Raw genomic sequence first — 15,499 nt, forward strand, 5'->3', positions numbered from 1 at the left:
CAGTTACGCCTGGAGTCAGGGACTATACTTTAAACAGGCGCGGGGAAAGTAGGAAATGTGTTGCGTCGGATCTGTTAGCCTGCCACATGATGCTAAGTGTGATCAGCGGGTGATTGGTGATTGCAGTATTAGTCATGTATTGGTTGATAACCTATTGATTGATTGGGCAAACTGATAACGAAACTCAACTTGAGTGATTATATCGGCAGAGGAGGCGTTATGGGAATCGCAATTACCTTAAAAGAGTATTTGATGGATCATGGGACGTCCTACCAAGTGATTGAACATGTCCGGACCAACTCAGCACTGGAGACGTCGGAAGTTGCGCATGTGCCAGGAGACCGCCTGGCCAAAAGTATTCTGTTGGGTGACGAAGACAGATACCTGCTGGCGGTGATACCGGCGACACACCGTCTGGAGATCAACAAACTCAGTGAACTGGTAAAACACCGGCTTCAGTTGATTACGGAAAGCGAGATGGCAGGCGCATTTTCTGACTGCGAAATAGGCGCAATGCCTCCGGTTGGTGAAGCCTACGGGATTGACACCTGGGTGGATCCCTCGCTACTTGATCAGCCGGAGATCTATTTTGAAGCAGGGGATCACCAGGCCCTGATCAAGATGTCAGGAGAAGACTTCAGGAATCTGCTGAAAGATTCCAAACAGCTACTAATGAGTCGTCACATCTGATATTTGATAATCTGCCCGGACGCCATTGCACCAAAGGACGTTCTGGTATACCCTTGCGCCTCCAAAAAATCAGAGAGGCACGAGGTATACGTTTGTGCGTGCTGATTTTTTTCCAAAAGGAGCAGGGGCGCCAGCCCGAGTAACGAGCACGCCGCGTGCTCCTACCCGGTCCAGGAAGGACAGATTGGGTAAAAAGACAATTTATCTGGAGAGCTGTCCGAGTGGCTGACTCGAGGCTCGCCGAGAGAACGTCGCCTTTGGCGACGGCCCCGAAGGGGCGAGGGCGCGAGCCCGAGTAACGAGCACGCCGCGTGCTCCTGCCCGGTCCAGGAAGGACAGATTGGGTAAAAAAGACAATTTATCTGGAGAGCTGTCCGAGTGGCTGACTCGAGGCTCGCCGAGAGAACGTCGCCTTTGGCGACGGCCCCGAAGGGGCGAGGGCGCGAGCCCGAGTAACGAGCACGCCGCGTGCTCCTGCCCGGTCCAGGAAGGACAGATTGGGTAAAAAAGACAATTTATCTGGAGAGCTGTCCGAGTGGCTGAAGGAGCACGCCTGGAAAGTGTGTATACGTTAGTAGCGTATCGAGGGTTCGAATCCCTCGCTCTCCGCCAATAAAACAAAAGGCCCCGTTTATCGGGGCCTTTTGTTTTATCAGGGGCGTGAGGCTTTGATGAGAACCCTTCGGTTCGACCAGCCAGCGCAACGCGCTGGCGCAGGACGCCGGCGAAGCCGGCGCCCCGCAGGGGTGAGTCGCGGAGCGACGAATCCATCCCGAGCGGTCCCCAACCCAGGCAAACCGGCCCCGTTTATCGGGGCCTTTTGTTTTATCAGGGGCGTGAGGTTTTGATGAGATTCCTTCGGTTCGACCAGCCAGCGCCCCGCAGCGACGAATCCATCCCGAGTCGACTTTCTGGTCGTGCCTTCGGTCGCTTCAGTTGCTATATATTTCTGGCTGTTACGAGTCACCGTTACGATCAACGAGGGCCTGGCCAATGGAGTCATGCCAGGGATGTATACACAACTGCGTCTTTCCAAACGTGACTCGACCTACTCTCGAGCCATGATTCTATAAGAACTCCAGGACCATTTTGGCAAAAAATGGATCACCTATTCCTTGTATATCAAAGACTGTATGTGAGGAAGCTGATGGTTTGGCAAATTGGCACCTTTGTTTTGTCCTGTTCATAGGGTAAAAGCTGTTACGGGGCTACATGATCACTATTTATTGTTTGCTCTCGCCTCGAATTACTTTCAGTAAAAGAGGACCAACAGTGAGCCTCATTTTTTATATGCAGATAAATTACGTACTTGATTATCATCGCGTTTTTAGCCTATGAGATTAATTCATTAAAATGACTTGAAAATTATTCTTTGATTTTAGTCAAAAAATATCAGGATATTTGTTGGTGAATATTGAGCTGGAATATATAATTTAATCTCGGTATTCAATTAATTGATACGAATCCATCATTCATATCTCCTTGGAGCGCAAATGGTGAGGGAGTGAGTGGAAAACGCTTAGGCTTATAATTCCTTTGTGCGCTCGATTTATCTATCTTGCTTGATTTTTGTGGAAAGGGATGTCGGTCCCATCGGGATACTTGTGTCCTCAGGATGCTAGTGTAATTTGTACCTACAGGAACAAAACTATGCCTAAATACCGTATTCTCCTTGTCGATGATGACATCCAGCTGGTCCAGGCATTGGCGGAGCAACTGGAGCGGCAACATTATGATGTCACTATAGAAGTTACCGCTGAAGAGGGATTAAAGCGGGCCCAGAGTGAACCCTTCGATACCATTTGCCTCGATCTGGGCTTGCCCGACGGTAGTGGGATTGATGTGTGTTATTCCCTACGGCGGAGCGGATTGAACACCCCAATCATCATCTTGTCAGCTTTTGATTCTGACCAAGATACCATTCTTGGACTTGGAGCGGGAGCGTGCGACTACATTACCAAGCCATTTCGGTTCAGTGTGCTACTTGCCCGGGTGCGCGCTCAAATTCGCCAGCATCAACAGTATGATGATGTAGCAATTAATTTTGGGCCTTACACATTCCGCCCGGCTGATAAGTATCTGTCAGGCATTGATGGTCGCCGAATACGCCTGACTGATAAGGAAGTCGCCATACTCAAACACCTTTGTCGCAGAGAAGGTGTTGTCAGCCGTGACGAACTTATGGATATTGTTTGGGGTTTTAATTCTGATATTTCCACTCATACGCTCGAAACGCATATTTATCGACTGCGCCAAAAAATTGAACCTTTGGAGGATGGTCGATGCATGCTGAGAACGGAGCCAGGTGGTTATCGATTAGATGGTGGTGTGAATAATATTTCGAGTCGTGTCTGAGCGGACTATTCTGCACTAAATGCGTATCAATTATTTTCAAGTCCATTCTCTGCGTTCGATTAGCTTTTATTGAGGTCAACACACGTCTCATGTAGATGATGTGATGTTGTATATGACAATTTTCTCTTATGCCATCAACATATAGACGATCAGTTCCAAGTGCGAGTTTAGATCACAAGGTAGTGCTGCGGTGACGGAATTGCCAGCGAAACGTTCTCTCCTGCTTGAGAACAGCCTGTCCGCTCGCGTTATCGTCTATTCATTGCTGGTGACGGTGCTTGTTACCTCACTGATGGCGCTGCCTCTTATCGCTCACTATAGTGATACCTGGTTGAAAAATCGTGTAGCTGCCTCCCATCTGGTATCGCTGGCAACGGAAGCATCCCCGAATGGATTGGTTGATCTGGATTTGCAAAAACGCATGTTAGGGCAGGCTAATGTGTTTGGTGTAACGGTTCGAAAAGCAGATGGCAGCATTCTTATGCTGGGACCTAACATGCCGTTAGTCCATGATTTGTATTATGATCTTCGCCAAGCGAACCTCCTTGCGATGTTGAACCTATTAATAAAGGCGGCTACAAATACTGGCAGCAATAAAGTAATCCATATTACTGGCAATGTGCCTGGTGAAAATGCGGTCTTAGTTGAGATAGACATAGGGTGTCACGATCTCATATTGCAGGCAATGGAGGGCACCAAGCGTGCGCTTGGCACCGCTCTGTTTACAGCCCTTTTAGTATCCATTTTCTTTTATGGTTTTCTTCAGGTAACAGTGGTGTATCCCCTGCAGCGTTTAACTAATGGAATTCTTGCTTTTCGCTCTGCTCCAGCTGATATTAATCGATCCAATCTCCTCAGTGGTCGAATTGATGAAATTGGGATTGCAGAAGAGGCATTTCAACAAATGCAGAACGATATTCGGAGTACGTTAGTACTCCGGACACGCTTAGCGGCGGTAGGAATGGCGGTAACAAAAATTCAACATGATTTGCGGGGTACACTCTCATCGGTAATGATTGCGTCAGATACCCTTGAGGCAAGCCATGACCCGGACGTTCGAAGGGTATTGCCTGGGTTAATAGCGGCTGTTGATCGGGCGGTTGAGCTATGCCGAAGTTCTATAGATTTTGCGAAGGAGGGACCTCTACAGCTTAAGTGGAAAAGAATTGACTTACATACTTTGACTGAAGAACTGTTAAAAGAGTGCAAATCAATTCGACACGTCGAATTGATCAACCAAGTTCCACAAGAGCTGTCGATATTAGGTGATAAGTTTCAGCTTCACCGGGCGATTGGTAATCTAGTGAGAAATGCATTAGAAGCTGACGCAAATAAAATTGTGATATCGACATTCATCAAAGAGGATATGCTCGAGATTGATGTTTCTGACAATGGTGCAGGCATACCTGAAAAGGTAAAGAACCAGTTGTTTAAGCCCTTTATGTCATCAACAAAAATAGGGAATTCAGGATTGGGTCTGTCTATTGCGAGAGATGTGGCTGTGGCCCATGGTGGGACCATTTCCCTCGTTGTATCTGGGCCGGGTCGAACCGTATTCAGTCTGCGTCTTCCTTTTCCTGTGGACTCTTAAAATTCTGTTCTTCTTTTCTACCAGTTGTATCGGACAAGTATGGTTTCAATGATGACGTCTGCGATTTTGTTTTTGATTCCACCTCCTCGATAAGCGTCAGATAACGGTTGTTTGCAGAGTGCATCGCATCGATAACCAGGCAGATAACAATTTCAGTTATAAAGTAAAATAAGAGTAGCACCCAATCTTCGGTTACAAATTCGGAAATGGGATGTGGAAAGAAAAATAACGAGGCGAGTATTCCCCCGAAACCAGCCACCATGAGGCCCGGCCCTAATCCGCCAATAAGTGCCGCAAGAGCCGTTGCCGGAAAAAAGGTGATAAATGGCGCGCTAGCGCTTGTCTGTGATGTGATTATCAAACGTAGAATGACCGCGCCTACCACAAGGGTAAAACCTATTAGATAGTGATTAAGGCTACCGAGCGCCTTCTTGTGTCTAATTCCAAGCAGTGGATACCGCATTAAAATACTCCCCTTCTACGCACGTTGTCCCACTAAGGACCAACAAACCTGAAAACCGACTTGGTTTAATCTAACGAAATCGAGACAAATCATCGAAAATAACAGAATATGGTGGGCTTTAGTTCATCATCGTATTGTATTTTCTTAGTTACTCAAACTGTTATCGAGACATGAGCTTGAGATCCGCGGCAAAGCAATGCCGAAAGGACTGGAAACCACATCAGACGACAAGCTGGCAACAGTTTGTCGGCATGATGCTGGCACAAGTATTGGGTTGCTTCAATCTACATGATGTCGTCAGTAATCTCTCTACTTAGGCCACCAATTTTCAACATTTGGAGGGTGCGCCGGTCAGCCGTTTCTCTTTGCCCGGATCAACGAAAAGTAACCCTACACACCACGTAAGCCCTATTCCAGGGCAATATAATTCATGCTGGCAGAGCGAGTGGTTTTTAAAACGATCAAGCAAAACTTGAAAGTTAATAGCTTCTTGGGCACCACCCGGAATGCCATTAAAAGCCAGAAATGGACCGCTATCTGCTACTGATATACTTCCGGTTCGTCAGCCAGCCCAACCACAGCTTACAGAAGATGTTGCATCTTCTTTAGTTGAATCTCACTGGTCTCCACTACCTCGCTGAACTTTTGCTGGCAGTCAATCTTAATCACCGGTTCCACGGCCTCAAACAAGCTCGCGGTTCTCACGGGAGTTGGTGGTGCAGCAATGATTCAATGGTGTTGCATACTAACAGAAAGATTCTGTGAGCCATAGAAACATTGATGTACCACGACTCGATTATTTATTGGTTGGCCTGCCGTATGCCCGGTATCTGTTCTCCATGAACAAGATCTGTCGATATAGTAGCAACTGGTTAGGAATTAATAACTATAAGACAATCTGAAGCCGGTTAAATTACCCAAACCTAAAGTACACATCTCCCGACCTGCTGTGTTTCATGTATGCCCGCAAGACATGTTCTTTCTATGTCATTAAAACCAACAATTTAGCTCGGGAAATTCACAAAGTCGTGAGCTCACGGGTTTGTGATTGGCCATATTGATGATTGATAGACACACTACGTCTGTACTTCGAGAAATGATTTAGTTGAATGGTTATTTGTTAGAAACGCACCGGTTCAGTTTTGATGAATTGGGATTGCTATTAGTTGTTTGCATGATGGGATCCGGGCGGAATTGAGAGATTACGCGTGGGTAAAAATGTGACATTGGGAGATTTAATAATGAACAAGTTCGGTTCAACACGCCGCGGTTTTTTGAAAACTATGGGTCATGTGTCCATAGGTATGCTTGCGAGTGGATCTGTAGTGATGCGGACACTGGCGCAGACCAAAGACCCAATGATGCAGCATGAATATACCGGGTGGGAAAATTATCACCGCGAACAGTGGTCGTGGGATAAGAAAACACGCGGCACACACCTGCTTAACTGCACGGGCTCGTGTCCTCATTTTGTCTACACCAAAAATGGTGTGGTAATGCGTGAAGAGCAGTCAAAAGATGTACCAAAGTTAAATGGAGTCCCTGAATACAATCCGCGTGGCTGTAACAAGGGTGAGTGTGCTGTAGATTATCAATATGGACCGCATCGTATCAAGTATCCATTGATCCGGGTGGGTGAGCGTGGTGAGGGTAAATGGCGGCGTGTTTCATGGGATGAAGCGCTTGAGTATGTAGCGAACGGTATCGTGGATACCATTAAAAATGATGCCTCCGACTGTATTAGTGTTTTTACACCCGTACCGGCGGTAGCCCCAGTCTCCTTCGCCGCCGGTCATCGTTTTGCTTCTTTCATCGGCGGTCATACGCACACCTTTTTTGACTGGTATGGTGACCATCCGACAGGACAGACGCAGGTTCAGGGTCTCCAGGGTGATACCTGTGAAACCGCAGATTGGTTCAACGGACGCACTATCCTGATGTGGGGTGCGAATAGTGCCCAGACTCGCATTCCGGATGCTCATTTTCTCCAGGAAGCGGTATTGAATGGCAGCAAGATGTATGTCATTTCCCCGGATTTTAATGCCACTGCCACCAAGGCGGATGTGTTTGTTCCGATAAAACCGGGTACCGATGCTGCGTTGGCTATGGGTATGGTTAACGTGATCGTCAATGAAAATCTCCATGATATAGCGAATCTGAAAGAGCAAACAGATTTGCCGTTCCTGGTTCGAACTGACACAAAAATGTTTCTGCGCGAATCAGACATGGTAGAGGGTGGCTCGGAAGAGAAGTTCTATACCTGGGATACCAAGACTAAAAAGCCCGTGTTGATGAAGGGTAGTTGGGGTGAAGAACCTGAAAAGAAGGCAAAGATTCAACCTGGCTTTATGGGGCGAAATACCTTCACTTTTCCCGATGGTTATCTGGATCTGGGTGATCTGGATCCAGCCCTTGAGGGAACGTTTGAAGTAAAACTCGCTGATGGTGGTGATGTAAAGGTTCAGCCGGTCTTTGAAGTTTATAAGCCGAAAATGAACGAGTATACACCGGAGAATGTATCCAAGATTACGGGTGTGGCACCGAGCGTTATTATTCAAATGGCACGTGATTTTGCCAAGAATAAACCCTCTATGATTATCACTGGTGGTGGTACAAATCACTGGTATTGGAGCGACACGGTTCTACGGTCGTTTATCTTGTTATGTGCAATGACTGGTAATGAAGGCTATAACGGAACAGGTGTCAACCATTACGTAGGCCAGTGGAAACCCACCCCGCTATTGGGTGTTGTTAAGCTCTCCTTCCCGTATAGCCCCAAAAAGCATCGTTTTTGCCAGACCACTCTCTGGACCTACTATCACGGTAACGTGTACGACGCGATGGAAAATGAGGGTATCGATACAGCCAAATACCTCCGGGAGTCCATTGAAACGGGACAGATGCCGCTCTATCCACAAAACGGGCGCGATCCAAAAGTCTTTATCTGCTATCGAGGCAATTGGTTGAACAATGCCAAGGGTCTTGATTATGTGCTCAGAAACTTGTGGCCGAAGATGAACCTCACGGTTGACATGAACTTCCGTATGGATTCAACGGCACTCTACTCGGATGTGGTTTTGCCGAGTGCACATTGGTATGAAAAAACGGACCTCAGTATGACCGAGGAGCACACCTTCATTCATATGACTGAACCCGCTATTGCCCCGATGTGGGAGTCGAAGCCTGATTGGGAGATTTTTGCACTACTGTCAAAGAAAGTCGGTGAAGTCGCGAAAAAGAAGGGCTTTACCAAGTATTTTGACGAGAAGTTCAACATCGCCCGCGATCTCACCAAGCTCTATGACAACCAGATCGATGGTGGAAAGCTAGAGACTGATGCGCAGGCTTGCCAGTTCATTCTTGATAATGCCCCCCAGACCCAGGGCATAACACTGGATATGATTCGCAAGGAAGGACCGCAACGCTTCAAGAGCAATTGGACTTCACCCATGCAGGAAGGAGTACCGTACGTACCACTACAAAACTTTATCATTAAGAAGAAACCATGGCCGACACTGACCGGACGGGAGCAGTTTTACATCGACCATCCTACTTTCTTCGAACTGGGCGTAGAACTGCCAGTCTACAAAGCACCGGTTGATGCCGATCAGTATCCACTGCGCTTTAATACGCCACACAGTCGTTATGGTATCCACTCCACCTGGAAGGACAATATTTTGCAGCTACGCCTACAGCGAGGCGGGCCGATGTGTGAAATTTCACCGGCTGATGCGAAGGCACGCGGTATTAAAGACAACGACTGGGTTGAAGTATTCAATGATCACGGCAGAGTGGTTGTCAGATGCAAGATTCGTAATGGTGAACAAACAGGTCGAGTGAGTATGCATCATGAACCCGAACTCTACATGGATATGCTTGGTGAGGGTAGCTCACAAAGTCCATTACCGGTACGTATAAATCCGACGTCGTTGGTAGGCAATTATGCACAGCTCAAGTTTAAGCCCAATTACTACGGTCCGGGCGGTGTGCAGCGTGATGCGCGAGTCGAAATACGTCGCTACACGGGTTCAGTTACCGTCTGAAGTCTGTGTGATTATACAAAATTCGGTTTTCAGCACATGTTGCTGACCCCGTAAGAGGAATAGAAATCATGTCTAACAAGATGTTAACAATCCCGAAACGCCAGCTGACCTACATTGTTGACCTTAACAAATGTATCGGCTGTCAGACCTGCACGGTAGCATGCAAGAAACTGTGGTCAACCGCACCAGGTCAGGACTTCATGTACTGGCGTAATGTTGAAACCACACCTGGACTTGGATATCCAAGAAACTGGCAGCAGAAAGGGGGTGGCTATAAGGATGGTGTGCTGCAAAAGGATGGTCATCATCCGTCATTGGATGAGTATGGTGTGCCGTTTGAATTCGATTACGCTTCGCGTCTGTTTGAGGGTAAAAAAGGCAGGGTAAAGCCTAGCCCGGAACCGCGTTGGTCACCCAACTGGGATGAAGAGCAAGGGACTGGGGAATATCCCAATAACATATTCCAATATCTGCCGCGGATGTGTAATCACTGTGAGAACCCGGCGTGCCTGGAGTCGTGCCCAAATGACGCCATTTATAAGCGAGCGGAGGACGGGCTGAACATCGTCAACCTGGAAAAATGTAAAGGTAAGCAGGAATGCATTAAGGCCTGTCCTTATGGCAAGGTGTATTTCAATAATACTGAGCAAAAGGCCAATAAGTGCATTGGTTGTTTCCCCAGGATCGAAAAGGGTGTTGCTCCTGCATGTGTTGCGCAGTGTGTTGGTAGGGCAATGCATGTTGGTTTTATTGATGATACAGAGAGTTCCGTCTATAAGCTCGCCAAAGTATGGAAGGTTGCAATTCCAATGCATCCAGAATTTGGAACAAAACCCAATGTTCTCTACATACCTCCTTTTGTCGGTCCCTTAATGCAGGACGAAAATGGCGATATGCTGATGACGCAAAAAATGCCTTTGGACGTTCTTCAGGGACTGTTTGGACCCGATGTTGCTGGGGTTCTGGATGTGTTAAAGGCAGAGCGCCAAAAGAAAGTATCAGGTCAAGGTTCCAAGCTTATGGATACCATGATTGGTGAGTTGAGTGATTCTATGATGATCTCACCGTTAACCTGAGGGTAGAAATGGGGTGGGGCTGTTTGCTCCACCCCGATTTCAACAATGCCATGTAAGTAAGAGGATTTACAATGTTTATTAGTTTTCATCGATCAATCCTGATATCCAGTGCTGCCTTACTTGGCTCTATCTGGTACTCCGCAACTGTATTCGGCGACACCGCTTCTGCCACCTATGAGGGAAAGGAGGTGTGTATCAAGTGTCATGATCTGCAGGGTGAAACTTTTGCAGAGACAGCACATGCTAAGGCTTTTGACTCCCTTAAGCCGAATGTAAAGAATGACGTCAAGAAATTAGCCAAGCTCGACCCAGGCAAAGACTACACTAACGACCCTAACTGTGTCGGTTGCCATACTACAGGATATGGCGAGCCAGGCGGTTATAGCGCGGATATGCCTGCCGGGTTGTTAAAGGCTCTTCAAGGGGTGACCTGTGAGTCTTGTCATGGTGCGGGTAGTGTTTTTCGCGAACAACATGGTGAGGCAGAAAATACCCTAAAGCGCGATGGCGAGTACACGGATCGCAAGGTGTTGATTGCGGCCGGCCAGAATTATGACTACGAAGCCAAGTGTGTGGCTTGTCATCTTAATTACGAAGGCTCCGGTTATGAAGGAGCGCATCCGCCATTCACGCCTTTCACTCCATCATTGGGTGACAAATACAAGTTTGATTTCATTAAATCAGTGATGCATGAAGAAGATAATGAAGCCAAATCGATTCATGAACATTTCAAGCTGATTGGCGTGTTCAATGGAGAAGCGCCGGCTATTCGAGAGGAACTGCAGAATAATGCTATCGACCCGGATAGCTATTAACCAGAATGAAATAATCAGCATTCAGTAGAGCAAATATTTAGGAGCAAATGCGATGAACGAGTCAGTTATCGAGCAAGATGAAGGACGTGCGAGTATGTACGGAATGATGGCTCTAGGGTTTACTTACCCAGATACCGGTTTGCATGAGTACTGGCGCGGTGGGGGCTTTGTAAAGGATCTCGGAATTGCGGTAGATAAGGCAGCGCCAGAGATCTTGGAAAAATTTCAGACTACGATTGCATCCAGTCTTAAGATGACGGTTAACTATGAGGAGTTTGAGGCACTATATCTTAGTGCGTTTGAGACGGATCTTCCAAAACGCAGTGTGTCTCTTTATGAAGGGAGTTACGTACGCGGTGGTGGAAAATCAGATCTGTTGTTAGAACTCAAGGATTTCTACAGCAACTTTGGGCTTGAAGTTAGTGAGGAACTTCATGAGTTGGAAGATCGCATCACGGCTGAGTTGGAGTTCATGCAATTTTTGACATTAAAACAGTGCCAGAAAGGAATCGATAAAAAACCATACATTATGGCGCAGCATGATTTCCTGGAACGTCATCTAGCACCCTGGATGCCACATCTGCAGAAAGAGGTACGCAAACGGAATATTGGAACCTTTTATATTGGTCTAACTGATTTAATGGTCGAATTCATAGAGACGGACATGGCCTATCTTAGACAGATTAATGCAGATACTGACACAACTATTTCAGTTCAGTAAAAGACATCTGACCTCTATTTGAAAGCGGCAGAGAAAGGGAAGAGATAGGTTGAAATGAAATTTCTAAGTAAGTCAATGAAGCTTGGTTGGTTTGGGAGCGCTTCGATTCTGGGCGCACTGGTGTTCTTTGCGATAGGCATCATTTTTTGGGGTGGTTTCAATACTGCAATGGAAGCCACGAATTCCCTTGAATTCTGCATCAGCTGCCATGAAATGGAGCAGTCAGTTTATCGTGAGTATACCGATACTGTGCATTACTCAAACAGGACCGGAGTTAGAGCGACATGCGCTGATTGCCATGTGCCTAAAGACTGGGTGCATAAGATTGTTCGGAAAGTAGAGGCAAGTGGTGAAATTTACCACAAAATAATGGGCACTATTGATACGCCCGAGAAATTCGAGGAACGGCGTTTATATCTGGCGAACAGAGTATGGGCAACCATGAAGGCAACTGATTCAAGAGAGTGTCGCAACTGTCATAGTTTGGACGCGATGTCGTCAGATGCACAGAAACCAACCGCAAAGCGTCGTCATCGCAAAGCGTTGGAAACTGGCGAGACATGCATTGACTGTCATAAAGGTATTGCTCACAAGGATATCTCCAAGTTTTATGATCCTGACGCCATTATCGAATAAACACATACATACCGCGCCGCTGGGTAAATCGGAAACTAATTTGTAGATTGCGACATGTAAGGTCGATGCAAATTAATATGATCCACAATGAAGTAACTAAACGGAGACATCATCATGAAAAAAGTATTCAAACGAAGTGTCATGAGCGTTTTGCTCGGTCTGATGGTGGCTGCGCCAGTCACCCAGGCAGCCGATATGGGTAAGGGCATGGAAATGGGATCCATGAAGGTAGAGCGTGCGAAAATACTAAAGGAAGCCGGTGTATTTGGTGCATTCAATGCCTACAAGTTAACTCCAGACTGGGCCAAGCTTTCATCCGAGATGCGTATGAACGCGGTGGGTGAAGTTAAATCATTAATCCAAAAATATGAGGGCAAGGTGCTGGTTGATATGTACCTGACCCGTGGTTTGGAAGCGCAATCTGATTTCCTTATTCGTCTTCACGCTTATGATCTGATCAGTGATCAGGAGTTTCTGGTGGACTTTGCGGCTACTACATTAGGTCGTTTTGCGGTAGCAACCGAAACATTGGTGGGTGTCACTAAGCCACTTAATTATATTGACAAAAAACAGTCACCTTCATTGAATGCAGGCTTGAGTTCGGCCACTTATAGTGCGGCCCCTCCTCGCTACTTTCTGGTTGTCCCGGTAAAGAAGAGTGCCGAATGGTGGAATATGTCTCAGGAAGAGCGGGTTACGAAGATGGAGGAGCATACGGCACCGACTCTGGCATACTTGGTTAATGTAAAGCGCAAACTTTATCACTCGACAGGAATTGATGATACGGATTTTATCACCTACTTCGAAACAGATGACCTACAGGCGTTTAATAACTTGATGATTGCGTTAGCATCGGTGCCTGAAAATCTCTATCAGCCTCGCTGGGGTAGTCCATTGATTCTTGGTACTATCCATAACCCAGAAGAAGTGGTTAGTGCATTAGCTAAGTAGTTAAAGCTGTTCAATGGAAAGGAGATGCTCCATCTGGTTAATCGCCTGGTTTCCAGGTGGGGTATTTCTTTCCAGCTAATCATAGAGTGCACAGTAGTGGTTGATTGCTAGCACCAAAGGGTAATAAGAAAAATAACCAAGAAGGTATGTCAAGCGTCAATATATATACTGGAGCAATATTTTATCTCAGTTGGCTTGCGGGAATCACTTATGGACACGGGGCTGATCGATCATTTTCAACGCAGAATAACGTACCTTCGTATTTCGTTGACGGATCGTTGCGATCTGCGGTGTTTCTATTGCATGCCAAAAAGCTTTTCTGAATATGAGAATCCAACAGACTGGTTGTCACCTGAAGAGTTGGGGCGTGTTGTAAAGGCATTCAGTAGACTGGGCATCCGCAGGGTAAGGCTTACCGGAGGTGAGCCATTGTTACGTCGTGATATTAAGGATATTGTTCATCGAATTTCCTCTATATCAACGATCGACGATGTTTCGCTCAGTACTAACGGGATGCGATTAGCACCACTCGCAAAACAATTGCATCAGGCAGGAGTAGCGCGATTGAATGTTAGCCTGGATTCGTTACGTGCAGATCGGTTTAAGGCGATTACTGGCGGTGGTCGTCTTGAACGTGTACTCCAGGGGTTGAGATCAGCACAGATCGCTGGATATGCGCCTATTAAAATTAATATGGTTGTGTTGCGTGATATAAACCATGACGAAGTATCGGATATGGTTTCCTTTTGCCTCAAAAATAACTTTACCTTGCGATTTATTGAAGCCATGCCTATGGGGTCGGCAGGACGCTCCGCAGTGCCACATTACGTGGATCTTGCAGAGGTAGAGGCAGAGTTAGGAAAATGCTACGACTTGGAACCCGCGTTCATGGATGGAGGTGGACCAGCTCGTTACGTTAAGGTATCAGGCACTTCCCTCCATATCGGTTTTATCACACCTATGTCGCAACATTTCTGCGCCACCTGTAACCGTGTTCGGCTAGGTGTTGATGGCACGATTTATCCGTGCTTGGGTGATCAGTATAGCACTCCGCTAGGGCCGCTTCTTCGGAATGGATGTAGTGACAGCGAGCTAAGTGAAGCACTGTGCCGAGCTGTTTGTATGAAGCCTGAACGGCATTCATTCAATGAGTTGCCTACAAAGGTGGTTCGGTTTATGTCCCAGACTGGGGGATAATTTCTCACTGTCAACCGGTGGAAGGAAATATTGGCGATATAAACGGTTCTTCCTGGTAACTAATCCGCATGCACAGCGAGCAGTCGGCCCAGTATTGAAGGAAACGTCCGCTTTGCTATTCCCACGGCAATACGTGGAACAATGAATGTCTTGTTGTTGTCATGCTTATATTGCCGTGCAGGATGTTGGTGATCTCCCGGAGGGAGGAGTCGGGCTGTCGAAATGTTATTTTGTTGCTCATTAACGCGGGGATTACCGCTCTACGCCGAAGGCGCCCTGCAGCGACGAATCCATCCCGAACGAACACCTGGACCATGCCCCGTTTATTGGGGCCTTTTGTTTTCTTAGGGAAGAGAGGGTAATTGATGGTTCGCAATGTGTCCGCTAATTGGATCTGATTAAAATCACAATTAATGAGTATTCCGTTGGTATATCTGACGGAAAGCGTAACCATGAAGTGAAGGCTAACGGGAGAGAACGATGAAAATCGGTGTGACAAGTCAAAATTTCAAGACCATTACCGGTCATGCCGGCAAGACGAGGCGCTTCCTTATTTATTCGCAGGATGAACGGGGCAATATCATAGAGATCGAACGGCTCGACTTGCCCAAAGCGATGTCGATGCATGAGTTTCGCGGCGACAGGCATCCGATTGATGAGTTCGACCTACTGGTCACCGCCGGTTGTGGTGATGGCTTTAGCCGGCGTATGGCCAGTCGGGGCGTCAAAGTAGTGACCACCAGCGAGGTGGATCCAAAAGTAGCGGTTTCCCTGCTTCTTGCGGGTGTATCGTTGCCACCGGCACAACCGCACGAGCATGGTTGAGGTCTGTAGCAATAGAGTTGTTTCAATTGAGCTTTCCCCGAAAGCGATCTGGCTTGGGCATCAGACCAGTATCCACCGCCTGGTTCAAATAACACGGTGGAAAGAGCGATATCCATGCTCGATCAGATCGTGATTA

At 47.0% G+C, this 15,499-nt stretch carries 13 protein-coding genes and 1 tRNA gene; 13 read left to right on the forward strand and 1 reads right to left on the reverse strand.

Annotation, left to right across the window (positions count from 1 at the left end; all coding sequences use genetic code 11):
• The first annotated feature begins 189 nt into the window (after nt 1-189).
• From ACHZBF_RS05005 to ACHZBF_RS05020, 4 genes are all read left to right on the forward strand, one after another.
• A complete protein-coding gene (locus tag ACHZBF_RS05005) occupies nt 190-690 on the forward strand; it encodes an aminoacyl-tRNA deacylase (RefSeq protein WP_321527801.1) in 501 nt (166 codons plus the stop codon).
• 521 nt (nt 691-1,211) lie between these two features.
• Nucleotides 1,212-1,302 (forward strand) — tRNA-Ser (locus tag ACHZBF_RS05010).
• 1,038 nt (nt 1,303-2,340) lie between these two features.
• Nucleotides 2,341-3,045, forward strand: coding sequence for a response regulator transcription factor (locus ACHZBF_RS05015; protein ID WP_321527802.1), 705 nt, complete (start codon nt 2,341-2,343; stop codon nt 3,043-3,045).
• A gap of 190 nt (nt 3,046-3,235) precedes the next feature.
• Entirely contained in the window at nt 3,236-4,636 is a 1,401-nt protein-coding gene (locus tag ACHZBF_RS05020; RefSeq protein ID WP_321527803.1) for a sensor histidine kinase, read from the forward strand.
• Here ACHZBF_RS05020 and ACHZBF_RS05025 read toward each other — a convergent pair.
• Nucleotides 4,602-5,099, reverse strand: coding sequence for a DUF4118 domain-containing protein (locus tag ACHZBF_RS05025; RefSeq protein ID WP_321527804.1), 498 nt, complete (start codon nt 5,097-5,099; stop codon nt 4,602-4,604). The genes ACHZBF_RS05020 and ACHZBF_RS05025 overlap by 35 nt on opposite strands.
• Nucleotides 5,100-5,269: 170 nt before the next feature.
• On the opposite strand from ACHZBF_RS05025, the gene ACHZBF_RS05030 reads away from it, so the two are divergent.
• From ACHZBF_RS05030 to ACHZBF_RS05070, 9 genes are all read left to right on the forward strand, one after another.
• Entirely contained in the window at nt 5,270-5,416 is a 147-nt protein-coding gene (locus ACHZBF_RS05030) for a DUF4372 domain-containing protein (RefSeq protein ID WP_394707545.1), read from the forward strand.
• A 924-nt stretch (nt 5,417-6,340) separates the two neighbouring features.
• Nucleotides 6,341-9,142: a molybdopterin-dependent oxidoreductase gene (locus ACHZBF_RS05035; RefSeq protein ID WP_321527805.1), complete on the forward strand. Its 2,802-nt coding sequence runs from the start codon at nt 6,341-6,343 to the stop codon at nt 9,140-9,142.
• 68 nt (nt 9,143-9,210) lie between these two features.
• Complete coding sequence (locus ACHZBF_RS05040) at nt 9,211-10,218, forward strand: 4Fe-4S dicluster domain-containing protein (RefSeq protein WP_321527806.1); 1,008 nt, start codon at nt 9,211-9,213, stop codon at nt 10,216-10,218.
• Between the two features lie 71 nt (nt 10,219-10,289).
• On the forward strand, nt 10,290-11,033 hold the full coding sequence (locus ACHZBF_RS05045; protein ID WP_321527807.1) for a cytochrome c family protein: 744 nt from the start codon (nt 10,290-10,292) through the stop codon (nt 11,031-11,033).
• A gap of 52 nt (nt 11,034-11,085) precedes the next feature.
• Complete coding sequence (locus tag ACHZBF_RS05050; protein WP_321527808.1) at nt 11,086-11,754, forward strand: molecular chaperone TorD family protein; 669 nt, start codon at nt 11,086-11,088, stop codon at nt 11,752-11,754.
• A gap of 54 nt (nt 11,755-11,808) precedes the next feature.
• Entirely contained in the window at nt 11,809-12,390 is a 582-nt protein-coding gene (locus ACHZBF_RS05055; protein ID WP_335342948.1) for a NapC/NirT family cytochrome c, read from the forward strand.
• Nucleotides 12,391-12,504: 114 nt separating this feature from the next.
• Nucleotides 12,505-13,341 (forward strand): chlorite dismutase family protein, encoded by an 837-nt coding sequence (locus tag ACHZBF_RS05060; protein WP_321527809.1) that lies wholly within the window; start codon nt 12,505-12,507, stop codon nt 13,339-13,341.
• Nucleotides 13,342-13,551: 210 nt separating this feature from the next.
• Nucleotides 13,552-14,538, forward strand: coding sequence for a GTP 3',8-cyclase MoaA (gene moaA, locus ACHZBF_RS05065; RefSeq protein WP_321527810.1), 987 nt, complete (start codon nt 13,552-13,554; stop codon nt 14,536-14,538).
• Between the two features lie 480 nt (nt 14,539-15,018).
• A complete protein-coding gene (locus tag ACHZBF_RS05070; protein ID WP_321527811.1) occupies nt 15,019-15,363 on the forward strand; it encodes a NifB/NifX family molybdenum-iron cluster-binding protein in 345 nt (114 codons plus the stop codon).
• The last annotated feature ends 136 nt before the right edge of the window (nt 15,364-15,499 follow it).

The sequence above is a fragment of the Sedimenticola selenatireducens genome (assembly GCF_963675335.2).
In the GTDB taxonomy this organism is placed as follows: Bacteria; Pseudomonadota; Gammaproteobacteria; order Chromatiales; family Chromatiaceae; genus Sedimenticola; species Sedimenticola selenatireducens.